A 24,311-nucleotide genomic window follows, 5' to 3' on the forward strand; every position below is an offset into this window, starting at 1 on the left:
TTCAAAGAAAAATTTTTTTAAATAGTTCCCTGCACTTGGCTTAATGTTGCTTAAGGGTAAATATTTAGGGTACGGATATTGTGCCAAGCGTGGTTTCGCTTTATCTCGAGAGCATGATGTTATGATCGGCAGGTATATAAGCGATATGTAGAAATTTGACAGAAAAAACTCCTGCCTTTTGAGTTTTGAAGCAGAATTAGTAGGCTTTGTTGCTTAGTCGTGTTTCTTATGGCGTATTCGAAGACTGACCAGCATGTTACGCCTGCAAAAGAAACTGTCAGAAAGCGCCTTCGATCCCTTCCAAGCGCTTCTTCATCTGGAAATTATCCAGCGCCTGCCCCCGCCGCTCTACCTGCCTTGCCCGAGTGACCACAAACCCCCGCGTCTCAAAAAAGGGCAGGGCAGTCAGGCTGGCATCGGTGGTCAGGCGCGTCATCCCGCGTTGCCGGGCGGCCTGTTCCACCATGTCCAGTAGCGCACTCGCCACGCCACAGCGTTGATAATCCGGGCTGACAAAGAGCCTGTCGAGATGGCCTTCATTTGTGAGATCAGTAAAACCCGCCGGCACGTCATCCAGCATCGCGATCCACATGCGCCGTTGCGCATTCACCGCCGCCCAGGTCGGTAACGCGATGCCATCGATCCATGCCTCAATTTGTGCTGGGGTGTAGTCCCTTGAGGCTATCTCACGCACGGCGCGCTGAAACAGGGCAAGCGTTATCTCGTCATCATCAAGGGTGCAGGGGCGAATGTTCAGGGCGCTTGTCGACATGCGGTTTTCCGGAGAAGAAGCGGCTGGTGCTGGCCAGCCCGTGAATGATGGGTGTGTGTTCCATCACACCAACATGGCGCCATGGGATCGAAAAAAGGGCGCCTCACTGGGAGGCGCCCTTTTTCCAGAGCAACGAATGGGCGACTCAGCGCCGCGGGCGGCTCAGCTCATACGCACACATGTTGACCGTAGCAGCCAGATTCAATGACTCGATGGCACCGCTCCCGGGGATCGTGAACGGCTGTGCGCCGAGCGCGCCCAGTTGGTCTCGGGGCACACCGCGGGCTTCGTTGCCGAAAAGGTAGCAGTCACAGCCGCCAAAGTCTGGCGAGTGAAGCGGATCGCCCTGCATATCGAGGCAGGCGATGCGCGTGAAGCGATCGGACAGTGATGCAAGCGGTACGTCCAGCTCCAGCGGCGCATGGAAGATCGCGCCCATGCTCGCGCGCACGACCTTGGGATTGTAGGGATCGACGCTGCCCGGGCTCAGCAGGCAGCGAAAGCCGCCGAACCATGAAAGCGTACGCAGGATGGTGCCTAAATTGCCCGGGTCCTGAATTTCATGAAGATAGACCGCACGCCCGGTACCGGACGCCTCCGCTGGGGTGTCCGGTATCGGCACCAGAGCAACGATGCCCTGTGGGGTCTTGGTATCGGCGATCTGCGCCATCTGGCGATCGCTGATGACGTGTGTCCTGAACGGGCTTTCCCACTGTGCATGCGTCTGGGTGACATACAGCGCCGAGCGCTGAAGCTGCGGGTTGTGCGCTGCCGCTTTCTGCAGCTCCAGTACCAGATGTTCACCCTCCACCAGGAAGTGGCCAAACTCGGCGCGATACTTCTTCTGGTGGAGTTTCTTGATGTCGTCGAACTTCATCAGCTAACAACCCGGGCCGGTGCCATGGCGGCGTCCGTGTCAGACAGCAGCGCCTTGGCCAGCGCCTCCGCCACCTTGATGCCATCCACGCCCGCCGACAGGATGCCGCCGGCGTAGCCCGCGCCTTCGCCGGCCGGGTAGAGGCCACGGGTATTGAGGCTCTGGAATGTGTCGTGATGGCGGGTGATCCGCACGGGTGAGGAGGTGCGCGTCTCGATACCCGTCAGAATCGCGCTGTCGCGGTCAAATCCGCGAATCTTCCTGCCGAAGGCCGGCAGCGCTTCGCGAATCGCCTCAATGGCGAACGCTGGCAGGGAAGGGGCAAGATCGCCCAGGCGCACGCCTGGCGTATAGGAAGGCTCCACGTCGCCGAACTCGCTGGACGGCACACCGCGAATGAAGTCGCCCACCAGCTGCGCGGGCGCGCAATAGTCACTGCCCCCCAGTTCATAGGCACGCTCTTCCAGGCGCTCCTGAAGCTCTACCCCCGCCAATACATGGCCCGGGAAGTCCTGCTCGGGATTGATGCCCACGACAATACCGGAGTTGGCGTTGCGTTCATTGCGCGAGTACTGGCTCATGCCGTTGGTCACGACGCGGCCCGGTTCGGACGTGGCCGCGACCACCGTGCCACCGGGGCACATGCAGAAGCTGTAGACCGCGCGACCGTTTTTCGCATGATGGACCAGCTTGTAGTCCGCCGCGCCCAGCGCCGGGTGGCCGGCATACTTGCCCAGGCGGGCCTTGTCGATCATGCCCTGCGGATGCTCGATGCGAAAACCGATGGCGAAGGGCTTGGCCTCGATGTGAACCCCCTGGCGGTGCAGCATGCGAAAGGTATCGCGCGAGCTGTGGCCCAGCGCGAGGATCACATGACGGCTGCGCAGCGTGTCGCCATTGGCCAGCACGGCGCCTTCAACCTGACCGTTGTCGATCACCAGATCCGTCACCCGGCTTTCAAAGCGCACCTCACCCCCGAGCGCAATGATCTCTTCACGCATCTTCGCCACCACACCCGTAAGGCGGAATGTACCGATATGGGGCTTGTTGACGTACATGATTTCTTCGGGCGCGCCGGCACGCACGAACTCGTGCATTACCTTGCGCGCGTAGAACTTCGGATCCTTGATCTGGCTGTACAGCTTGCCGTCTGAAAAGAGGCCGGCGCCGCCCTCGCCGAACTGCACATTGGATTCAGGGCTCAGGACCTTCTTGCGCCACAGTGCCCAGGTGTCCTTCGTGCGGCTGCGCACGTTCTTGCCGCGTTCCAGCACGATGGGTTTGAACCCCATCTGTGCCAGCAACAGGGCAGCAAACAGGCCACAGGGGCCAAAACCAATCACCAATGGACGCGCTTCAAGACCCTCCGGCGCCTCGGCCACGGGGTAATACCGGGTATCCGGCGCAGGGCGCACATGCAGGTCGTTGGCAAAGCGTGCCAGGACCTTGCCTTCATCTCGTACTTCCAGATCGATGATGTAGATGAACAGGATGGCGCTGTTCTTCTTGCGTGCATCGTAGCTGCGTTTGAAGACCGTGAAGTCCAGCAGGTCCGCATCGCGAATCTTCAGGCGCTTGACGATGGCCTGACGCAGTGCGTCGGCAGAATGATCCAGAGGCAAAGAGAGTTCGTTGATACGAATCATGAAGGCATCCTGGCCGGTGACCCCGGCAGAGAAAGGGTAGGGAAGATAATCGATGGGGAAGACAGTCGATGGCGGATTGTACCCGGCGCCGGTGGGCCTGTCAGGAAATGCCGTCGGTGCCCCGTCGGGGCCACGCGCGTTCACTGTCCGTATCCGCTATAATCGCGGCCAGTCTGTACCCCGCAGCGCAGCGTCGCGCTCGGGCCTCACCCGATTCTTGTGGTTGGCTCCAACATGAAACACTCCAAAAGCAGCCGCCGTTGGCTGGATGAACACGTGAATGACCCCTTCGTCAAACGTGCCCAGAAAGATGGCCTGCGCTCGCGCTCCAGCTACAAGCTGATCGAGCTCAACGAGAAGGACAAGCTTATCCGCCCCGGTATGCTCGTCATGGACCTGGGTTCTGCGCCGGGCGGCTGGTCGCAGGTCGCGGGCCGAATCGTGGGCGACAAGGGCCGGGTGATCGCTACCGATATTCTGCCCATGGACGTTCTGGACAACGTTGATTTCATTCAGGGCGACTTCACGGAGGATGACGTCTTTGAGCAGCTTCTTGCTCAGCTCGATGGCCGGCAACCCGATCTTGTCGTGTCTGATATCGCCCCCAATATCAGCGGCGTTGGCGCAGCGGATCAGGCCGCGTCCATGTACCTGGTGGAACTGACGCTCGACATGGTTCGGCGCGTACTCAAGCCGGGCGGACACTATGCGGTCAAGGTGTTCCAGGGTGAGGGCTCGGATGAGTTTCTCAAGGATGTGCGCACCTCCTTCGAGAAGGTATTCATTCGTAAACCCGAGGCGTCGCGGCCTCGGTCCCGGGAAGTGTATCTGGTGGGCAAGGGCTTCAAGGGCTGAGTCACGGCAAAAGGGAACAGGTTTATGTTTCCAGACCCGAACATGACGCCACGGAATTGAAAGATTGAAAGAAGGGCGCCTCCCTGTGAGGCACCCTTTTTTATCAGGGAAACAACCTGTCAGGGCAACAGCGATTACCCGCTGCCCGTTTCCCGCTGGCGCTGCTGTCGCGCCATGCCTTCCACCCCCGGCGGATATCGATGCGACAGCGTGGTCCTGAAGAAATCCACGACGTAGGCAAACACCTCATTCAGTCCCGGGTCAGCCCTTCGATATCCTCGTTTTCATTCTCAAGCTCGCTGCCCTTGAGATCTATCTTAAAAAATAATTAAAGAAGTCCAAAAAATTGTCGTTATTAGACAGGCACTTGCATCGTGGGAGGTGACGCGGTGTTTTCCCCAAGGCCTTCAAGAGCCTGTCTGTACCTCAAGAGATCATTTAATGAACTTCAAACTTCTTGCCGCCCTGATGGGCACCTGTGCCGCGCTTGGTCTGACCGGTTGTGCTTCCATTGTGGGTGATAGTGAGCAGAGCGTGACGATCAACAGCACGCCTTCCAATGCGGCAGTCGTGATTACTGACGAAACGGCCAAACAGGTATTTGCAGGCAACACGCCTGCAACGGTGACGCTCAAGAAGTCCGATGGCAGTTATTTCGGTGGCAAGACCTATCATGTTGAAATCAACAAGCCGGGTTATGCAACGCGCAAGGTAGAGCTGACGACGTCTGCGAACGGCTGGTACATCGGTGGCAATCTCCTGCTGGGCGGGATTATCGGCTGGCTGATCGTTGATCCGTTCAACGGCGGCATGTACACCCTGTCTCCGGACGACATCAATGCTGATCTGGGTGATGAAGTCGCCATGCAGGGCGATCAGCAGTCACTCAATCTGGTCATGATCGAAGATGTTCCGGCTGACATGAAAGACAGGCTGGTCAAGATCGGTCAGATTTGATCCATGCGAGCCGGGCCCGCGCCCGGCTCCTGCTCAGCAATATCATTTCCCTGTTTCTCTTCCGGTACGCTTTTGAGCTTCAGGCCACATTTCAACGTTCTCCGGCCGAATCAATAGCCTTCAAGCGCTTTCTCCATCCAAAAATTCCTCAGCACCTGACCGCGTCGTTTCATTGCCTGCGCCGTCACGACGTCAAACCCACGCGCCTTGAAAAAGGGCAGAGCGGTCACACTGGCCTCGGTGGTTATACGCTTGATCCCGCGTTGTTGCGCAGTCTGTTCCGCCATGGCCAACAGCGTACTCGCCACGCCGCAGCGCTGGTAATCCGGGCGGACAAACAGCATATCGAGATGCCCCTTGTCCGTTAGGCTGGCAAACCCTGCCGGGGTGTCATTCGCCATCGCGATCCATGTGGACTGGCGTTCAAGCATCGCCGCCCAGGTAGTCCGATCCATGCCGTCGGCCCACGCCTCAAGCTGCGCCGGGGTGTAATCCCTGGAAGCCACCTCAAATACGGCGCGCTGAAAAATAGTCAGCGTGCTGTCGACGTCCCGTGGGGTATAGTCGCGTCGTCCTGAAGCGCCGATCGGCACGAGACATCCCTCCTGAACATTATCTTTCCGCCCCCGCGGAGAGGTTTTCATAACCCTCTGATACTGCGACAGCCCGGTAACGGTCGGCCCAGGTTTTCTGGTGTCGGGCCGATAGGGCCTGAATCAGGTTTTGACGCGTCACGTATGCACGATGCTGCCAGCGTACAACGCCCCGGCAGAAACTTTCATGGATGATTCACGCACGCGGTAACACAAAAATGACGACAAAAGGGTGGCGGCGGTGGTGGGTAGTGCTGGCAATGCTGGTGCTATCAAGCCTGTGCATGGCGCAGGACAGCGAGGGCGGGGAAGAGGGCTGGTACAAGGTGGATGCGCTGAATGTCGGGCTTGAAGGCGGGCTTGAAGAGACCAGCCTTCGAACGCCGCGCGAGGCCATGCGGGAATTCAGGCGTTTGACCGAAAGCGGCGACTTCGCGCAGGCAGCGCACATTCTCAATCTTTCCGATCTGGCAGCGAGCGAACAGCGCGCACGCGGCGAGGAACTGGCCCGGCAGCTGTCCGAGGTATTCCGCCGCGGCAAGCAGCTCAATATCGCCGGGCTCTCGGCGCGTCCGGATGCCGTAATCGAGGATGTCTCCGGCAAGGACCCGCGGGCGGGCAAGATGCGTCGGGACATCGAGCTGGCTTCTCTCGAGGCCGGCAGCGATGCCTATGATCTGCGCCTGGGGCGCTATCAGGTGGGCAACGACGAACCGGTCTGGCTGATCACGCCGGAAAGCGTGGCCTCGATTCCGGCGCTCTATGATCGCTACGGCCCTTCACGCTTTGAGGCCTATATCCCCGAGCCGCTAAAGCAGAGTTTCGGGCTTTTGCGGCTATGGGAGTGGATCGCCATTCCGGTGGTTATCCTGGCGATCGCTCTGATCGGCAAGAGTGTGCATCTATTGATGGCGGCCATTACGCGCTGGCTGCCTTCCGGCTCGCCGAGCATCTTTTTTACCCAGATCAAAAGTCCTGTCGCGCTGATCGTGATGGCACTGGTGACGCAGACCCTGCTCGACTTTGTGGTGTCCTTTTCGGCCGTGGTCGCCACCACGCTGCGAGTGACGCTCATCGCCGTCATGGCCTGGGGCGTGGGGGTCATCGCGCTGCGTCTGATCGATACCTTCATGCTGCACATGACCCGCCACATGGCCGGTGAGATCGATGACTCCAAACCCCGTGATGACCGCAAGCTTTTGACCACGCTCTATGCGCTGCGTCGGGTCATCATCCTGATCATGGTCGTGCTGGTGATCATCTATGTGCTCGGGCAGGTGCGCCTTTTCGAGACGCTGGGCATGTCGATTCTCGCCTCGGCAAGCGTTCTGGCGGTACTGGCGGGCATCGCCGGGCAGGCGGTGCTGGGCAACATCCTGTCATCGTTTCAGCTTTCGCTGGCCAAGCCCCTGCGCATCGGTGATCTGGTGATGTTCGAGGGCCAGTGGTGCTACGTCGAGAGTATCTTTTATACCTACATTCTTCTGCGGGTCTGGAACGAGCGGCGCCTGATCGTGCCGGTGACCTACTTTGCCTCCAAACCCTTCGAGAACCTGTCGGCCAAAAGCACCATGGAATATCGAAGCCTTGATCTGGTGCTGCACCTCAATGCCGATGTGGCCTGTCTGCGCGAGAAGTTCATGGAGTTTGCCAGGGAAGAAGAGCACGTCATCGAGCATCACAAGCTGCTGTGCAGTGTCACTGCACAAAGCGCTGCGGCGCAGACCCTTACCTTCTTTTTGATGACGGTGGACCCGCTCTCCGGCTGGGCGGCCGAGGTCAGCATCCGGGAGAAGCTCATGGCGTTCATTCGCGATAACCATCCCGACTGGTGGCCGCGTCAGGTGGTAGTACTGAGCCAGCAGGATATCGCCCGCGGTGAAACGGCCACGGATCACGTCTGACATTGTCAGTCTGGCGAGGGACCAAAAAAATGCCCCGAGGGTGAACCCTCGGGGCAGGTGTTGCAGCCATGACCGGCAACCAGTATCAGGTCTCGGTAGTGGTCTGTGACTCAGAGGCCGTCGGCTGCGTGTCAGGCGTACCAGCATCGTTCTCGGGCGTGGCCGGTTCGCTTTCAGGTCTGGCAGCATCATCGGTGGCCGCGTCAGCAGCAGGTGCTGGCGCGTTATCAGCGGCTGACGGTGCGTCATCAGCAGCCGTGTCCTGCGGCGTGCCGGCATCATCTCGTGTGACGCGCCATACGGCGTTGGTCAGGTCATCGGCAATGATCACGGCGCCGTCAGGGGCGACGGTGACGCCGACCGGGCGACCCAGTGCGCGGCCATCGTCAGTCAGGAAGCCGGAGACGAAGTCCACGGGGTCACCGGTAGGGTGGCCATTTTCAAAGCGTACAAAGCTCACCTTGTAGCCCACCGGGTCCTTGCGGTTCCAGCTGCCGTGCTCGCCCACGAAGACACCTTCTGCGTATTCACCGCCCACCTGCGGGGTAGAGAAGGCAATCCCCAGCGGCGCCACGTGGGAGCCCAGGCTGTAATCCGGTGCGATGGCCGATTCGACCAGTTCAGGGTTTTCCGGCTTCACGCGCGGATCAACATGCTGCCCCCAGTAGCTGTAGGGCCAGCCGTAAAAACCGCCTTCCTGCACCGAGGTCAGGTAGTCCGGCACCAGGTCGGGTCCCAGTTCATCACGCTCGTTGACCACGGCCCATAGGGTGTCGGTGTCAGGCTGAAAGGTCAGTGCGGTGGGGTTACGCAGCCCGGTGGCGTAGGGGCGATGCGCGCCGGTGTCGGCATTGATCTCCCACACCTCGGCCCGGTTGACCTCGGCCTCCATGCCGCGCTCGGTGATGTTGCTGTTGGAGCCGATACCAACATAGAGATACTGCCCATCCGGACTGGCAGTCATCGCCTTGGTCCAGTGGTGATTGATCTCGGCCGGCAGCTGCGTCACGACTTCGGGCGGCCCGCTGGCCCGGGTCTGGCCTTCCTCATAATCAAAGCGCACCAGGGCGTCCTGATTGGCGACATACAGGGCGTTGTCGATCAGGGCCAGACCGTAGGGCGCATTGAGGTTGTCGGCAAAGACCGTCTGCTCCTCATAGGTGCCATCACCGTTGGCATCACGCAGCAGCGTCAGACGATCGCCGCCCTCCACCGAGGACTTGCCCTTTGCCTTGATGATGCCGGCAATGAAGTCCTTGGGCTTGAGCTTCGGTGCGTTGCCGCCGCTGCCCTCGGCCACCAGAATATCGCCGTTGGGCAGCACCAGTGTCTGGCGCGGAATCTTCAGATCCGTGGCAATCGCGGTAATCGAGTAGCCGTCGGGCACGGTGGGCTGTCGGTCGCCCCACTCGGCAGGTTCCAGCACCTCCATGTCGGGCAACAGCCCACGCTGCGGCTCCGGCAGATCAGGGTTGGGGCCGTAGAGCTGCTGTGCTGCCGTGGCACCGGCACTGCCGGCCATCAGCGCGATTGCCAGCGGCGTGGTCAGGTAGCGTCTGGAAAAATTCATTGTTTCTTCACCTTCACGCCAGTGTTTGAAAAACCGATCCAGGTAGCGACAAGGGCCAGCACCGTCAAGATGATCGACAGAATAAGGCCGGTGGGCATCATCGCCCAGGCATCCATGGCATGCATCAACGCGTTGATAAAGCCAAGCACAAAGCTCACCAGCAGCAGGGCGACATGGATGAAAGCGCGACGGCGATCAAAAGCGCCAAACAACCCGATAACGCCACAGGCAAAGGCCAGTCCGTTACACACCAGCGCGCCGGCGATCAGCCAGGAGGCAAAGGTGGCCCACTGGATCTCATAGCTCGACAGATAGGCGTAGTCGCTCAATGTGGCGCCAAGAAAAAGCACGAAGGTGCCGGCAAGCAGCACCCCATGTAGCGGGTTCAACCCGCGTCTTCGATAGGTATGTTCGGCAGTAGTGGTCACGATAGGCTCCCCTTGCTGAGCGGCTGAAGGCCTTGCGCCCGAACGATCAGGCCTTCCAGCGCATTATTGTCATGAGCGTTCAGGTACAGCGTAGTTGGTTTGTGACTGCGTCATTGAAGTACTTTTTATTGGAGTACTTTTTTATTGAAGTACTTTCGACCTAAGCCGAACCTGAACGCGTTCTGAATAAAAGCAATGACGCTCCGCCGCGTGAGTGAGCAGAGTGCCGTGTGTTCAGGCCGGGCGGCTGAATCAGGGCGAGGGCGGCTGTGCCAGCAGATCGACGAAGGCACGCACGCGAGCCGGGCGGTAGCGTGCCGGCGGGAACACGGCGTGAATATCGCCGCGGGGCAGGTGCCAGTCGGGCAGTATTCTGATCAGTCGGCCGGCGTCGATATCAGGGTCGGCGACAAAGTCCGGCAGCACGGCAAGGCCGGCGCCGGCCAGCGTGGCCTCGCGGACGGCCAGCGTGGCGTCGAGCATGATCGGTGCCTTCATGGTCACGCTCTGCTGGGTCAGCGCATCGCGATGGAAATGCCAGCGGGTCGGATCGCGCAGGGCGGTATTGGCCACCATGGGCAGCGCTGCCAGCGCCTGCGGCGAGTCCAGTGATTCGGTGCGCGACTGCCACTGGGGCCCGGCCACCAGCCGCTGCTCGAAGTGACCGATCAGGCGCGCCGGCAGGTGCTGCTCGGTCAGCCAGCCTACGCGAATGGCCAGGTCCAGCCGGCCATCGCCCAGATCCAGCGTCTGGTCGCTGAACTGCGCCTCCACCCGACACTGCGGGTAGCGGCTGGCAAAGGTGGTAATGGCCGGCACGACCACGCCGGTGCCGTAATCAAACGGCGCGGTCAGGCGCAAGATACCGGAAGGCTCCTGGGCCGTTTCGGCCAGCTCGCCGAAGGCGTCCTCGGCCTCCTTGAGGATCAGCGCGCAGCGGTAATAAAACGCCTGTCCCGCCTCGGTGGTGCGTACGCGCCGCGTGCTGCGAATCAAAAGCGTGGTGCGACAGTCCTGCTCCAGGCGGGCGATCTGCTGGCTGACCACTGCGCGGGTAATGCCCAGACGATCCGCTGCGCCGGTAAACGAGCCGGTTTCTACCACGGCCACGAAATAGGTCAGACGATTGAGATTGGCCTGGCTGCTGGACACATCAACACTCCATTGTCAGTTTTTGGCATACAGTCGATTTGTATTGTATGTATTTATCCGCTCAAAGGGCGAGGGCATGATGGCGTCATTCCAACAGGAGGCGATCATGCCGACGACCCTGACCTATCTGTTCGACCCGCTGTGTGGCTGGTGCTACGGCGCCAGTGGTGTCCTGCCGACGCTTTTGACCACCACCGGACTGACGCTGAGCCTGCAGCCGACCGGGCTTTTCTCGGAAGCCGGCGCGCGTGCCATGGACGCCTCATTTGCCGACTACGCCTGGCAAAACGATCAGCGCATCGCGCGTCTGACCAAACAGACGTTCAGCGAGCGCTATCGCCAGCAGGTGCTTGAGGATCGCAGTCAGATTTTTGACAGCGGCCCGGCTACCGTGGCGCTGACCGCCGTGCACCTGACCGCCCCCGAGCGCGAGTTCGACGCGCTCAAGGCCATTCAGCACGCGCGCTATGTCGATGGTGACGACATTACCCGCATGGAAACGCTGGCCCCGCTGCTCAGGACGCTGGGCCTTGATGAAGCCGCTGTCATGCTGGCCTCGCCGCAGGAGCGTCTGCTTCGGGCCAACCGGGAGCGCACCCGCCACGGTCAGGCGCTGATGAGCCAGGTCGGCGCCCGGGGCGTGCCCACGCTGCTGCTGTCGCAGGAAGGCCGGGACATGCGTCTGCTGGATGCCAGTGCGTTGTTCTCAAACCCCGACGCGCTGGCCCGTGAGCTGGCCGAGGTTGCCTGACCTCATTACCTGTCACCCTTGAGTCGAATTTCATTAAAGGAAAACCCTCATGACCTTTCCAAAAATGGCACTGTCTCTTTCCGCCGTGGCGCTGGCGGGTGTACTGAGCGCCTGTCACTCCGACAATGGCGACAACGCTGACGTCTCGAGCGCCGATTCGCAGGCACCTCTGACCACTCAGGTCTTCAATCCGGGCGAGGACGCCATCTTTGCCGTCGCATCGGTACTGGTCGAAGGCGAGCACGATGCCGTACTCATCGATGCCCAGTTCTCCGCCGAGCAGGCGCGCAAGCTGGCCGACCAGATCAAGGACAGTGGCCGAGAGCTGACCACGATCTACATCAGCCACGGTGATCCGGATTACTACTTCGGGCTGGACACCCTGCATGCGGCCTTCCCGGAGGCGAAGATCGTCGCCACCCCGCAGACCATCGCTCATATCCGCAAGACGAAGGATGACAAGCTCAAGGTCTGGGGGCCGCAGCTGGGGGAAAATGCGCCGAAAGAGATCATCATGCCGCAGCCGCTTGAAGGCGACACGATCATGCTCGAGGGTCACAAACTCGAAATCGAAGGGCTTGACGGCCCGACGCCGGATCGCAGCTATGTCTGGATCCCCTCGATCAAGACCGTTGCCGGGGGCATTCCGGTGCTGTGGGGCGAGCATGTCTGGATGGCCGACACTCAGACCGAACAGTCACACACCAACTGGCTGACCACGCTGGATGACATCCGCGCGCTGTCGCCGCAGACCGTCATTCCGGGCCACTTTGCCGGTGACTATCCCGATGGCCTGAAGGCCGTGGACTTTACCGCCGACTACATCCGCGCCTTTGATGAGGAAACCGAAAAGGCGGCAGATTCTGATGATCTGATCGAGGTGATGAAGGCCCGCTACCCGGATCTGGGCGGCGAAAGTTCGCTGGAGCTGAGTGCGAAGGTCGCCAAGGGCGAGATGGAGTGGCACTGAGGTACCGAGCACAAGGTACTGATGCCATTGCGCTGATGTACATCCAGAGGCGGCCCCACAGGGGGCCGCCTTTTTTGTGAACTGCTTTTTAATGGGCTGCTTTCAATAGGCTGATGCCGGGGTTTTGGGTCACGACGCCCGCGTGGGCAGGGTCATCACGACCCGCAGGCCGCCGCTTTCCCGATTGGAAAACCGCAGCCGGCCCTGATGCGCCATCACGATACTGCGCGCAATGCTTAGCCCCAGCCCGTAGCCGAGCGCGCCGGCATTGGTGGGCGTGTCGCCGCGTTGCCAGGGCTGCACGATCTCATTGAGGCGCGCCTCATCGATGCCGGGGCCGTCATCCTGAATGGCCACCTCGACCCGGTCATCAAGGGTCTGCAGGCTCAGGCGGGCATTACCGGCATGGCGCAGCGCGTTATCGATCAGATTGTGCAGCACCCGGCGCAGGCTCGGTGCGTGGCCGCAGACCGTGGCCGGTGAGCTGCCGCTCCAGCGGACATCGCTGCCGGTGTCGACAAATTCGCTGGCCACCTCATTGATCAGCTGGCTCAGATCGAATACGGCGTGACCTTCCAGCGCCGCGCCCTGGCTTGCAGAATCCAGCAGGGAGGCGATCAGCGTCTCCATCTGATCGATATTGGCAATCAGCTTCTCGCGCAGCAAGGCCTCATCAATGCCTTCCACGCGCAGGCGCATGCGGGTCAGCGGAGTGCGCAGATCATGAGAGACCGCCGAGAGCAGCTGGGTACGCTCCCCCATGAGATCGATCAGCTGCTGCTGCATGGCGTTGAACGTCTCCGCGGCCTGGCGCATCTCTTTTGGCCCTTCAACGGGCAGCGGCGGCTGGCGGATGTCCTGTCCCAGTGCCGCGGCGGCACGCACCAGACGCCGCAGCGGTCGGGTACTCAGCCGTGCCACGAGCAGCGCCACGACAATCAGAGCCAGCGCGCGCAGCAGATAGACACGCATGGCGTAGTCGCCCAGCACCTCCCAGGCGGGCCGGTCGTTCCAGCCGTGCGGCTGCACGGCCCTGACATGCAGCCACTGGTTTGGTGCCAGCCGCAGCTGAAAATTGAAATGCCCTACTACAGGGGAAAGGCCAAACAGGCTCGACCAGGTACTGGCCTGGCCGTTCTCGTCGCGGATCTCTACATCCACCAGCGACAGTTGCCGGGCGTCGCCCACTTCACGGTGCAGGGCGTCCTGCAACAGGCGCTCCACGTTTTTCTGAGCGGTGCTCAGCTGTGCAGTCATGGGCAGCGGCGAGGCGCGCCGCTCGACATGGAAGGTGTCGGAGGTCGGCAGCGGCGCTGACGGCGCCTCGTCGAGTTGGCGCATGACGTTGACAGTGCGAAAGATCACCAGCCGCGCCGGCGCCTCCAGTACCTGGCCAAAGCGCACGTCATACCAGATGCTGCTGAACATCAGCTGGATTGCCAGCCCTGCGATGACCAGGATCAGGCTCAGCTGGGTAAACAGCGAGTCGGGCCACAGCCGTCGAAGGCCTGTGAGCATGTGTCTCATTCGACCGCGTCGGGCAGTTCGAGCAGATACCCTTCGTTGCGAATGGTACGAATGAAGCGTGGACGGCGAGCATCATCCTCGAGCATCTGCCGCAGCCGGCTGATGCAGACATCAATGGAGCGGTCGTCGGGGTAGTACTCTCGCCCGAAGGCGCGCTGGCTCAGCGTATTGCGGCTGACGATCCGGTTGGGAACCTCGCTGAGCGCCTTGAGCACCATGAAATCGGAGCGCGGCAGATCAAGCACGCGGTTCCCTGGTGAGTGCAGTCGGCGGGTCTGCAGGTCCAGACGCCAGCCGGCGAAACATCTTTCGCGCGCTTCATCGGCGGTGTCGGGTTCGGGGGCGCGGTGTTCGCGAGTCGGGGGCCTGCGACGCAGCACCGCGCGGATGCGGGCCAGCAGCTCACGCGGATCGAAGGGCTTGCACAGGTAGTCATCGGCGCCAATCTCAAGACCGATGATACGCTCGGCGCAGGCGCCCCGGGCGCTGATCATGATCACCGGCACACTGCCCTGATGGCGCAGGTCGCGGCACAGGCTCAGGCCATCCTCTCCCGGCAGCATGAGATCGAGAATGACCAGATCCACGCTGTCATCCATTTGATGCCACATCTCACGCCCGTTGGCCGCCGCCCGGGTACGAAAGCCCATGCCGGTGAGATAGTCACGGATCAGCTCACGAATCTCGTCATCGTCATCCACCACCAGCACCAGTGGGCCATCATCGTGTTGTTCAGCGCGCAAGGCCTGGTGTGTCGCATCACCAATACAATCCATTACATATGCCCCACAGAGCCAAAGGTTCTCAGCAAGAGGCGTCAATATAATCGTGGCCCCCAGGATGGTAAATGCTAATCATTATTATTTTCGTAAAGGGTCATTCATGAACAATCGTGCCGCAAAGGCATCAGGGAACTTTTACGAGCGGTCAGGCAGGCCGCTTGCCGGTGCCATTGCCGTCACTTTTGGCGGCTGCATGCTCAGTACGGCGGTCCATGCCCAGTCAGCTTCCGACAACAACCAGAACACCACGGAAGTCCAGCTGGCACCCATGACCATCGAGGCCTCGAGCTATCGAAGCGGTTTTGCCAGCAGCTATACCGTCCCTGATACGCGCAGTGCTACCGGGCTCGATCTTTCCCCGCGCGAGACGCCGCAGTCGGTCACGACCATTACCCGTCAGCAGATGGATGACCAGAGGGTGGTCAACGTCGAGGACGCGCTGGCACTCACGCCCGGCATCACTGCCAACAAGTCAGAAGTCGGTGTGCGGACGTCTTTCAGGGCGCGCGGCTATGACATCAACAACTGGCGGGTAGACGGGCTGCAGTTTCCCGGCGGATCAGGGTTCAGCGGCGGCGGCAACGCCCTGAGCATGGACATGTACGAGCGCGTTGATATCGTGCGCGGCGCCAACGGTCTGCTGGGCGGTACGGGGGATCCGTCGGCCACGGTCGACATGGTGCGCAAGCGTCCGCAGAAGGCGTTTGGCGGCAGTGCCTACGCCTCCTACGGTCGCTGGGACAAGTCGCGCGTCGGTGCCGATCTCAATCTGCCGCTCAATGAGGATGGCAGCATCCGCTCGCGGTTTGTGGTTACCGAGCAGGAGGGCGATTCGTTTCGCGATAATGAAACCAATCGCAACCGCGCGGCGCTGGCAAGCTTCGAGTTCGATGCCGACGAGGACACCACCCTGGGGGTGGGGTATCAGTATGAATACCGCAAGACCCGCGGCGCCGGCTGGGGCGCCAATGTGCCGGTCTGGTTTGCCAATGGCGAGGAAACCCATCTGTCGCGCAGCACCAACCCGGCACCGCACTGGAGCTACGCGCAGTCAAAGACCAACACCACGTTCGCCTCGCTGACCCATTCGTTCAACAGCGACTGGCAGCTTGATGTGAGGGTCGCCCAGAGCGACATCGATGCCATCAACCATCTGGCGGTTGCCAAGGTCAATCGCGGTGCCGATGGCAACTACGCCGGCTACTGGGACCAGGACGGCAGCGGCGCGATTCTCAACGGTCTGCATCAGACCAAAGAGACCCGTCAGCGCTCCGCCCGGTTTGATTTAAGCGGCAGGTACGATCTGTTCGGACGCCAGCACGACGTGATGTTTGGCTATAGCGAGAGCCGCATGCGTGAACGCTCGCCCGAAGAAAACTGCGTGATGACCAGCAGCAGTCGGTCTGTTGAGTCCTCAAACTGCATGTTCCGTCTCAACGGGCTGGCCGTGACCGACTGGCGCCGCGGTGTGGACGGTGATTTCAACATGGAAAACTCGAAAACCGGTCGCACCCAGGTCGACAAGACGCGCCTGCGCGGTGTGTATGCCGCCACGCGCTTGAACGTGACCGAGCCGCTGTCGGTGATTCTTGGCGCCCGTGCCAGCTACTACAAGACCGAAAGCCGGGACTACGATGGCGACCGCACCAGCAGCCAGCAGGAAAACGGCGTCTTCACGCCCTATGCCGGTCTGGTGTATGACCTATCAAGCAACTATTCGCTGTACGCCAGCTACACCAACATCTTTACGCCACAGACGCGCGAGACCAGCAGCGGCGACCGGGTCAAGCCGCTTGAGGGCGACAGCTACGAAGCCGGCGTCAAGGGTGAATGGTTCGACGGTCGTCTGAACGCCTCGGCCGCCGTGTTCCGTACCCGTCAGGAAAACGCTGCGGTGCTGGATGGCGCCAACGAAACGCCCACCGGCGGCCAGGCCTACAAGGCAGGCACCGGTAATGAGACCGAAGGGGTGGATCTGGAAGTGGCAGGTGCGATCACGCCGAACTGGAACGTTTACGGCGGCTACACCTATCTGCACTTCCGTAAGGTGGACTCTGACGGCCGCAGCGACCCGTCTCATTTGTTCAAGCTCTCCACGACCTATCAGCCGGCCGGCATGCTCGATCGCTGGACCTTCGGCGGCGGTGTGCGTGCCCAGAGCAACATCGACGCGGTCTCCAGCCCCGCTGGCCGCCCCACCGATGGCGTCAGCACCGGCTCCTCGCGTGCCAATTGGCCGGGCTATGCGATCTGGAACGCCATGGCGGCCTATGACATCACCGACAACACCAGTGTGACGCTCAACCTCGATAACCTGTTCGACAAGCGCTACTACGATAGTTATGGCTTCTATGCCGGCTCCATCTACGGCCAGCCGCGCAGTGCGACCGTAACGCTGAGCACCTCGTTCTAACGCTCGAGCACGATAAGGCCGTTCCTGCCATCATGCCGGCTCGGGTCAGCCCCGGGTCGGCATGATGCTGCCCGGGCCTCAATCACGTCGGCCGTTGCATGGCGCCATGGGCTGCCGGGTCAGGATGGGCGGTCTCCACCTCAGGCACCACCTGCGAGAGATCTTCCTGGTGCTCGTGCTCGATCGCGCCCTGCACCAGCGCCTCAGTGACGACCAGCTCCGCGCCGACGGCGGAGTGGGGCGTGTTGGAAGTAAAGGGTGCCACCGGCATCGGTGCCGGGCGTCGGCTGCGTCGCCACAGCAGAAACACCATCAAAGCGCTTGCCAGGCTGCCGAGTGCGATAAAAAGTCCCGTATCGCCCAGATGGTTCATGACGGGTGTGATCAGCGGCGGACTGAAGGTCGCGCCAAGTTCGTTGATCAGCAAAAGCCCCTGACTCATGCGCACCAGCGCCCCTGCCGGTGCCCGGTCGGAGGCGTGACTGATCGCCACCGGATAGAGCACGAAGGCGCTGCCGCCGATCAAGAACAGCATGCCGGCCATCACAAGGGGGCTGCCTTCCATGAACAGTACGCCAAAGCTGAGTGCGCCCAGCGCGGCACTGGTCAGAATCAGCACCATCTGGCGGTCATGGCGATCCGACCAGCGCCCGATCGGATACTGCAACAGCATCGCGCCCAGAATGACGATCGCCATCATGCGCCCGACATCGGAAAGCTCAAGCCCGATGCGCTGTAGATACAAGGGCAGCAGGCTATAAATCGCCGAGATCACCAGCCCTGCCACAAAGCAGCCCACCACGCCGGTCGGTGTCACCGTGATCAACCGCCAGGGGGAGAGCGGCTCGGCATGTTCCACCAGCGGCGAGACGCGCGGGATCAGGCCCAGCGGCAAGATCGACAGCGCCGCAAGGATGGCGATGATCATGAAGGCCGCCGTGTCATCACCAAAATCGGCCACGCCCAGCAGCAGCTGACCGATCACACCAGCGCCATAGAGCGCGATCATGTAGAGCGCCAGCAGGCGACCGCGCACCTTCGGGTCCGAGGCGCTCAACAGCCAGCTCTCGATGACCAGATAGACGCCCAGCGTGGCCCAGCCGCACAGAAAGCGCATGACAAACCAGAACGGTGCGTTCACCCACAGGCCCTGGGCGAGCACGGTCACCGCCACGAGCGCGCCAAAGCAGGCGTAGGCGCGAATATGGCCGATGCGCAGCAACAGGCGATCACTAAAGAGGGCGCCGATGACCAGGCCGGCGTGAAAGGCAGACGAGATCCAGCCGATGGTGGTGGCGGATTCACCGGCAGCGTCCAGGCGCACCGTGACCAGTGACATCATGAAGGCGTTGCCGATACCAAAGATAAAAAGTCCAAGTAATGGCGCAAGGGCCATCGAGAACAGCTGGCGTGACATGAGGCGTGTTGATCCTGATAGGCGTCGGCGGGCGGGGGAGCCAACGGGTCTTTCGAAAACAGGACATTCGGCCGGGCGGCCGAAGGCGAGCGCACTATACGCTCGAAATCACGGGAAAAGAAGCGAAATCAATACCGCAATAATGCCGTAAGCGTCATGCGCGCTCATGGGGGGCAAGCGCCGCTCGTCGACGCTCGGCCGAGCGGGCCCGCAGTGCCACGATAGCAGCACCAAGCCCCGCAGCAGCGGCGACCATCATCGCCCAGCGCGGGCCGGCGTGATCGGCAATCACCCCCACGATGGGGGCACCGATCGGCGTGCCGCCCATGGTCACTGCAATGCGCAGCGCCATGACGCGTCCGCGCATGGCAGGTGTCGTGGTCAGCTGCATGGTGGCGTTGGAGGCGGTCATGAAGGTCAGCGCAGAAAGCCCGGTCAGCATCAGGGCGATGGCGAAAAGCCACACGCTGGGCGCCAGCGCAGCGAGGGCACAAAACACCCCGAACGACAGCGACGAGACCAGCAAAAGCCCCATGCGCGGCTGCTCGCGCCGGGCGGCCAGCAGGGAGCCGGTCACCGAGCCCACAGCCAGACAGGTGGTCAGAAGCCCATACTGGTTCGAGTCACCCTGAAACACGCCCACTGACATGGTCGAGATAAAGACCGGGAAGTTGAAACCAAAGGTGCCGATCAAAAAGAGCATGAACATCAGGGCGCTCAGGTCAGGACGCCCCTTGACGTAGCGAAAGCCCTCGGTCAGCCCGCCGGGACCGCGCGTGGCGCGTTCACCAACATGGAGATCGTTGACGCGCAGCAGACACAGCGCCCCCAGCACGCCGGCAAAGGAGACCGCGTTAATGATAAAAAGCCAGCCGGTGCCCGTCGCCGCAATCAAAAGCCCGGCAATGGCCGGGCCCACCATACGCGCGGCGTTGAACGAGGTGGAGTTGAGCGCCACCGCATTGGACAGCAGCTTCTCGCCGACCAGATCATTGACGAATACCTGTCGCGCCGGTGCATCGAAGGCCGTCACGCACCCCAGCGCCAGCGCGAATAGATAGACCTGCCAGAGCGTCACCGTATCGGTGAGGGTCAGTATTCCCAGCCCCAGCGCCAAAAGCCCCTGCAATGCCTGGGAGAGCATGATCAGGCGGCGGCGATCAAAATAATCGACGGCAAACCCCGACAGCGGCAGCAACAACAGCTGAGGCCCGAACTGCAGCGCCATGGTAATGCCCATGGCACTGGCGTCATGCGCCGTGAGCACGGTCAGCACCAGCCAGTCCTGGGCGATACGCTGCATCCAGGTGCCGATATTGGACACCAGCGCACCGCCAAACCAGAGTCGATAGTTGTAGACGCTCAGCGAGCGAAAAAGCCGACGATCACTCATGGTGAGCCGTGCACGCAGGGTCGGGATGTACCATCGGGAAGCGGTCGGTCATGAAGCGGTCGTGATCGTTGATCCGGGAACAGGAAGCTGCCAGCTCACCTCCGGCGCGCAGGGCGCGTCAGAGGCGGGCTGGCGAATGGACCAATAGTGTAGGCCTTTTCGGGACCGGGCGCTCTCCGGTGCCCGGCGTCGGATCGGCGCTGGCCGCCCCGGGTATCAGTCGACCGGGAAGGGCGGGGCCGCTTCCACGACAAACCCCACATCATCCGGCAGCATCAGACGCTGCTCTACCAGACGGTCGGCGTGCTGACGCACGGCCTTGATATAGGCGTCGCTACTGTCATAGCGCGCGTTGACCGTTGCCCGGCGTCCTTGAAGCGGCGACCCTCGCACATGGGAGTAGTGGACATCACATCGAAGGCTGTGACCCGGGCACTTGCCGAGGTGGGCAGGAACATGAGCGACACGGCAAGCGTGCTCAGAGACAGGCAGGAAAGGCGTTTCATCAGAACACTCTGGTAAAAAAACGCTCAAGAGTGCGTGATGGCCGGGAGCTAACGCCATACCCCTTTGGACGAGTCCGGCCTCAGGACAGCGGCGAGCGGCTGTCGATGTCATCGGATACCGGGCGGCCGGCAATTCTGGTATCAACGGAAAGAGGCTGAGCGTACGGGCAGTACACCGCCCGGTTGCGGCCGCTGGATTTTGCCTGATACAGCGCTTCATCGGCGCGCTTTAAAAGATGCGCGCCGCCGTATCCATGGGCATCGGACGTCGTGTGCGTGATGCTCGATACGCCAACGCTGATGGTAACGCAGGCTCCTGCACCTAGGGATTCATTGGGTATGTTCAGACGCTCGATGGCAGTACATAACTGCTGTGCCAGCAACCGCGCTCCGGCTTCATCGGTGTCAGGCAACACAACCGCGAATTCTTCCCCGCCGTAGCGCACCAGCAGGTCGGAAGCTCGGGAGATCACATTTTTTGCCGCCGCGGCAATCTGCTGTAGACAACGATCGCCCCCATCATGGCCGTATTGATCGTTGAAAGACTTGAAATGGTCGACATCAAACATGATGACCGAGAGTGCCTGCTGGCGACGCGCAAGGCGCGACCACTCACGCTCCAGGGCAGCATCCAGCGCCCGCCGGTTCGCAAGGCCGGTCAACGGGTCGGTATTGCTGAGCGTTTCCAGGTAGCGGTTGCTCAGCATCAGCTCCCCTTCGGCGTGATCGATCTGCTGGCGAAAGAGATACAGGACAATGCCTGACAGCGTTAGTGCGCCCGCCACACTGCCGGCATACATGATTTCGCTCCACGGTGATGGTACCGGTGTGGCCACGGTCTCGGCCGTAAACAGGAAATGCGTGAGCGCATACTGCACGCCAAACGACGCCATGATGGCGATATAGATCCGCGAGTGAAGGTGTTCGTAAAGAAACACCAGTATGGCGGCCAGGGTGAAATAAAACAGGTTCACGCCGGCTTCGGTACCGATGAAAAACGTCACGACAAAGAGCTGACAGCAGCCATTGATCAGCAATACATTGCTGGCGGTGTTATGCCACCTTTTGTGATTCAGTGGCAGCACTGACAGATACGCTGCCATGAACACCAGGTTGGCGAGAAAGACGCCGCGATACACGGCAAAATCGTAGAGACAGTAAAAAAGCTGATAGGGAATTGTCGCGGTGGCACCGAAAAGCCCCAGTTGGTTGCACAGCGCTATTCGACGGCGCACGCCGCGTGGGTTGCCTGACGTGCCGGGGCGCCAGAGTTGTTTGATCGTATTGATCATCGACTCGCCTTGTACAGTCATTGAGAGGCATGGGAACGCCTGATGGCTGCAGCCGTCAGAGGCTCGGATTGTTGTTGTATGAAGGCCCTTTCATGGGCGCTGTCATGAATAAAGATCAACCTGCGTTGAAAAACCGTGTGTGTGACCCGAAAGATATCGGCAGTAGTCTTTTCATTGTAAAGGATTAATAAAAACGGGAATGATTGTTTAATTCCCGGGGCGGGCATCCGGTGAGGCAGGGCCTGCACGCTTGCGGGGATTTACCCCTGTCAGTGTTTTGTCATGGAGGTATTGTTGCTGGACATCAGTCAGACCGGGCTTTTCCTGTCGGCCTTTCTTTCGGCCACGTTATTGCCGATGGGGTCGGAGGCCGTACTGGCCACGCTGCTGATCAGGGGCGGCTCGCCTGTCACCCTGGTACTCATTGCCACCATTGCCAACGTGCTCGGTTCGCTGGTGAACTACGCGATGGGCTACTGGGCCAATCAGGGCTGGCTCAAGCGCCAGAAGCCGGGGCTCATGATCAGCGCCGAGCGGCGATTTCGCCGCTATGGCCGCTGGTCATTGCTGCTGGCCTGGGTGCCGATTATCGGTGACCCGCTGACGCTGATCGCCGGGGTGCTGCGGGTCAATCTGCTCTGGTTTCTGCTACTGGTCACCCTGGGCAAGGCGCTGCGCTATATCGTCCTGAGTATCGTGATCCTGTAGGCCGAGCGCCTTGGCTGATGCTTGCCAGGCTGTTGTCGGACTTAACAAAAGCGAGAGCGGGCGCAGTGTTTCTTTAGGATGGCGCGCTGAAACCCACAGCCAACATCTCTATCGGTGGTTGAATAATGAACAATCAGAGTCAACGAGTGGGCCTTTTGCAGCGTCTGCTCAATTCCATCGAGCGCACGGGCAACCGCCTTCCTCATCCCGTTACTCTCTTTGCGCTGCTGGCGGCGCTGGTCGCCATCATCTCGGCGCTGCTGTCGCTGTTCGGGCTTGAGGTGGTGCCACCGGGTGGCGGTGAGACCGTAACGGTCAATAATCTGCTGTCCGCAGAGGGCATTCGCTATATCTTTGGTTCCCTGGTCGATAACTTCATCGGCTTTGCACCGCTTGGCGTGGTGCTGGCGACCATGATCGGCATCGGCATGGCCGAGCGCACCGGGCTGATCAGCGTGCTGCTGCGCGGGTTTATTCTCTCCATTCCCAAATCGCTGATCACCTTCGGGCTGGTATTTGCCGGCATCATGTCAAGCGTCGCCTCCGATGCCGGTTATGTGGTGCTGCCGCCGCTGGGGGCCATGATCTTTGCCGCGCTCGGTCGGCATCCCATCGCCGGGCTGGCAGCGGCTTTCGCCGGTGTGTCGGCGGGCTTTAGTGCCAACCTGCTGCTGTCTGCCACCGATGTCATGCTGGGCGAGCTGACCATTCAGGCGGCTGCGACCCTTGATCCGGCCTACGCCGGGTCGATCAATCTGGCGATGAATTACTACTTCATCATCGTCTCGACCTTTTTTCTGGCCGTTATCGGCACCCTGATCAGCCAGTTTGTGGTCGAACCACGGCTGGGGCGCTACGAGGGTGACTACCAGGGGGAGGAGTCCACCACCATTACGGCGCTGGAAAAGCGTGGCATGACATGGGCAGGGATTGCCTTCGTGATCACGCTGGCGCTGCTGGCACTGTTGATCGTGCCGCCGGGAGCCCCGCTGCGGGGTGAGGATGGCGCTATCGTGCAATCGCCCTTCATGAGTGCGCTGGCGGTGGTGCTGCTGATTCTCTTTTTCGTGCCCGGACTGGTCTACGGTATCGTCACCGGGGCAGTCAAAAACGATACCGATGTCGCCAACGAACTCTCCAAAACGATGGCCGGCATGAGCATGTTCATCATGCTGGCCTTTACCGCCGGTCAGTTTGTGGCCTGGTTCTCCGAGTCCAACCTGGGCACCTTCATGGCGGTTTACGGCGCAGAGCTTTTGCAGAGCATCAGCCTGACCGGCATCCCCCTGCTGATTCTGTTTGTGCTCATCGTGGGCTTTATCAATCTCTTTATCGGTAGCGCCTCGGCCAAGTGGGCGATCCTGGCGCCGGTGTTCGTACCCATCATGATGCAGCTGGGCTACTCGCCGGAGCTGACCCAGATGGCCTATCGGGTGGCGGACTCCTCTACCAATATCATCACGCCACTGATGACCTACTTTGCGCTGATCATCGCCTACGCCCAGCAATATGATCGCGACATTCGCATCGGTTCGCTGATCGCGGTGATGCTGCCATATTCGTTTGCCTTCATGATGTTCTGGACGCTGCTGCTGATTGTCTGGATGCTGCTGGGGCTACCGCTGGGGCCTGGTTCCGCGATCCATTACGGGGGCTGACATTTACCTGAGCGTCCGAGCCAGCGCCTGGGTATGGCGGACCAGCGGTGGCCTTGCCTGAGTGCGAGGCGAAAATGAACACAATGAGCGGCCGTCGAGTTCCGGTAATCGATGGTCGTTTTACTTTTTGATCGATCATG

Annotated in this window: 21 protein-coding genes; 8 read left to right on the forward strand and 13 right to left on the reverse strand. The window is 60.9% G+C overall.

Annotated elements, in window-relative coordinates; translation table 11 throughout:
- Nucleotides 1-277: 277 nt before the first annotated feature.
- The 3 genes from IE123_RS01315 to IE123_RS01325 form a co-directional block, all read right to left on the reverse strand.
- Nucleotides 278-772: a GNAT family N-acetyltransferase gene (locus IE123_RS01315; protein ID WP_189514341.1), complete on the reverse strand. Its 495-nt coding sequence runs from the start codon at nt 770-772 to the stop codon at nt 278-280.
- A 145-nt stretch (nt 773-917) separates the two neighbouring features.
- On the reverse strand, nt 918-1,649 hold the full coding sequence (locus IE123_RS01320) for a TrmH family RNA methyltransferase (RefSeq protein ID WP_189514343.1): 732 nt from the start codon (nt 1,647-1,649) through the stop codon (nt 918-920).
- Complete coding sequence (locus IE123_RS01325; RefSeq protein WP_189514345.1) at nt 1,649-3,295, reverse strand: NAD(P)/FAD-dependent oxidoreductase; 1,647 nt, start codon at nt 3,293-3,295, stop codon at nt 1,649-1,651. Before IE123_RS01325 ends, IE123_RS01320 begins: the two co-directional genes overlap by 1 nt.
- Before the next feature lie 234 nt (nt 3,296-3,529).
- Between IE123_RS01325 and rlmE the strand changes: the two genes are divergently transcribed.
- Nucleotides 3,530-4,150 carry a 23S rRNA (uridine(2552)-2'-O)-methyltransferase RlmE gene (gene rlmE, locus IE123_RS01330; RefSeq protein ID WP_189514347.1) on the forward strand — a complete coding sequence of 207 codons (621 nt, stop codon included), beginning with the start codon at nt 3,530-3,532 and terminating at the stop codon, nt 4,148-4,150.
- A gap of 441 nt (nt 4,151-4,591) precedes the next feature.
- The gene (locus IE123_RS01335; RefSeq protein WP_229819514.1) at nt 4,592-5,107 is read left to right on the forward strand and encodes a peptidase associated/transthyretin-like domain-containing protein; all 516 of its coding nucleotides are present in this window, start codon (nt 4,592-4,594) and stop codon (nt 5,105-5,107) included.
- 110 nt (nt 5,108-5,217) lie between these two features.
- Here the strand turns inward: IE123_RS01335 and IE123_RS01340 are convergent, their stop codons facing one another.
- On the reverse strand, nt 5,218-5,700 hold the full coding sequence (locus IE123_RS01340; protein ID WP_229819516.1) for a GNAT family N-acetyltransferase: 483 nt from the start codon (nt 5,698-5,700) through the stop codon (nt 5,218-5,220).
- Between the two features lie 218 nt (nt 5,701-5,918).
- Here IE123_RS01340 and IE123_RS01345 point away from each other — a divergent pair, with 218 nt between their 5' ends.
- Nucleotides 5,919-7,604 (forward strand): mechanosensitive ion channel family protein, encoded by a 1,686-nt coding sequence (locus tag IE123_RS01345; RefSeq protein WP_189514351.1) that lies wholly within the window; start codon nt 5,919-5,921, stop codon nt 7,602-7,604.
- A gap of 85 nt (nt 7,605-7,689) precedes the next feature.
- Here IE123_RS01345 and IE123_RS01350 read toward each other — a convergent pair whose 3' ends face one another.
- The 3 genes from IE123_RS01350 to IE123_RS01360 all read right to left on the reverse strand — a co-directional run bounded on the left by IE123_RS01350 (nt 7,690) and on the right by IE123_RS01360 (nt 10,754).
- Nucleotides 7,690-9,126 carry a PQQ-dependent sugar dehydrogenase gene (locus tag IE123_RS01350; RefSeq protein WP_444542881.1) on the reverse strand — a complete coding sequence of 479 codons (1,437 nt, stop codon included), beginning with the start codon at nt 9,124-9,126 and terminating at the stop codon, nt 7,690-7,692.
- Between the two features lie 44 nt (nt 9,127-9,170).
- Nucleotides 9,171-9,602 carry a DUF2231 domain-containing protein gene (locus tag IE123_RS01355; protein ID WP_189514354.1) on the reverse strand — a complete coding sequence of 144 codons (432 nt, stop codon included), beginning with the start codon at nt 9,600-9,602 and terminating at the stop codon, nt 9,171-9,173.
- A gap of 252 nt (nt 9,603-9,854) precedes the next feature.
- Nucleotides 9,855-10,754, reverse strand: coding sequence for a LysR family transcriptional regulator (locus tag IE123_RS01360; protein WP_189514356.1), 900 nt, complete (start codon nt 10,752-10,754; stop codon nt 9,855-9,857).
- Between the two features lie 106 nt (nt 10,755-10,860).
- On the opposite strand from IE123_RS01360, the gene IE123_RS01365 reads away from it, so the two are divergent.
- Both IE123_RS01365 and IE123_RS01370 read left to right on the forward strand, forming a co-directional pair.
- Nucleotides 10,861-11,505: a DsbA family protein gene (locus IE123_RS01365; RefSeq protein WP_189514358.1), complete on the forward strand. Its 645-nt coding sequence runs from the start codon at nt 10,861-10,863 to the stop codon at nt 11,503-11,505.
- A 49-nt stretch (nt 11,506-11,554) separates the two neighbouring features.
- Nucleotides 11,555-12,475: an MBL fold metallo-hydrolase gene (locus tag IE123_RS01370; RefSeq protein WP_189514360.1), complete on the forward strand. Its 921-nt coding sequence runs from the start codon at nt 11,555-11,557 to the stop codon at nt 12,473-12,475.
- A gap of 129 nt (nt 12,476-12,604) precedes the next feature.
- Here IE123_RS01370 and IE123_RS01375 read toward each other — a convergent pair whose 3' ends face one another.
- Nucleotides 12,605-13,993, reverse strand: coding sequence for an ATP-binding protein (locus IE123_RS01375; RefSeq protein ID WP_189514362.1), 1,389 nt, complete (start codon nt 13,991-13,993; stop codon nt 12,605-12,607).
- 5 nt (nt 13,994-13,998) lie between these two features.
- On the reverse strand, nt 13,999-14,745 hold the full coding sequence (locus tag IE123_RS01380) for a response regulator (RefSeq protein ID WP_229819519.1): 747 nt from the start codon (nt 14,743-14,745) through the stop codon (nt 13,999-14,001).
- A gap of 139 nt (nt 14,746-14,884) precedes the next feature.
- Between IE123_RS01380 and IE123_RS01385 the strand changes: the two genes are divergently transcribed.
- Nucleotides 14,885-17,197, forward strand: coding sequence for a TonB-dependent siderophore receptor (locus tag IE123_RS01385; RefSeq protein WP_229819522.1), 2,313 nt, complete (start codon nt 14,885-14,887; stop codon nt 17,195-17,197).
- An 82-nt stretch (nt 17,198-17,279) separates the two neighbouring features.
- Here the strand turns inward: IE123_RS01385 and IE123_RS01390 are convergent, their stop codons facing one another.
- The 4 genes from IE123_RS01390 to IE123_RS01405 form a co-directional block, all read right to left on the reverse strand.
- Nucleotides 17,280-18,614: an MFS transporter gene (locus tag IE123_RS01390; RefSeq protein WP_189514366.1), complete on the reverse strand. Its 1,335-nt coding sequence runs from the start codon at nt 18,612-18,614 to the stop codon at nt 17,280-17,282.
- A 154-nt stretch (nt 18,615-18,768) separates the two neighbouring features.
- On the reverse strand, nt 18,769-20,007 hold the full coding sequence (locus tag IE123_RS01395; RefSeq protein WP_189514368.1) for an MFS transporter: 1,239 nt from the start codon (nt 20,005-20,007) through the stop codon (nt 18,769-18,771).
- A gap of 216 nt (nt 20,008-20,223) precedes the next feature.
- The gene (locus IE123_RS01400; RefSeq protein WP_189514370.1) at nt 20,224-20,400 is read right to left on the reverse strand and encodes an alpha/beta hydrolase domain-containing protein; all 177 of its coding nucleotides are present in this window, start codon (nt 20,398-20,400) and stop codon (nt 20,224-20,226) included.
- Nucleotides 20,401-20,593: 193 nt separating this feature from the next.
- Nucleotides 20,594-21,805, reverse strand: a complete 1,212-nt coding sequence (locus IE123_RS01405; protein WP_189514372.1) for a GGDEF domain-containing protein — start codon at nt 21,803-21,805, stop codon at nt 20,594-20,596.
- Between the two features lie 294 nt (nt 21,806-22,099).
- Between IE123_RS01405 and IE123_RS01410 the strand changes: the two genes are divergently transcribed.
- Both IE123_RS01410 and IE123_RS01415 read left to right on the forward strand, forming a co-directional pair.
- A complete protein-coding gene (locus IE123_RS01410; protein WP_229819524.1) occupies nt 22,100-22,513 on the forward strand; it encodes a YqaA family protein in 414 nt (137 codons plus the stop codon).
- 125 nt (nt 22,514-22,638) lie between these two features.
- Nucleotides 22,639-24,171 (forward strand): AbgT family transporter, encoded by a 1,533-nt coding sequence (locus IE123_RS01415; protein ID WP_189514376.1) that lies wholly within the window; start codon nt 22,639-22,641, stop codon nt 24,169-24,171.
- Nucleotides 24,172-24,311 lie beyond the last annotated feature (140 nt).

The sequence above is a fragment of the Kushneria pakistanensis genome (assembly GCF_014652795.1).
GTDB classification, from domain to species: Bacteria; Pseudomonadota; Gammaproteobacteria; order Pseudomonadales; family Halomonadaceae; genus Kushneria; species Kushneria pakistanensis.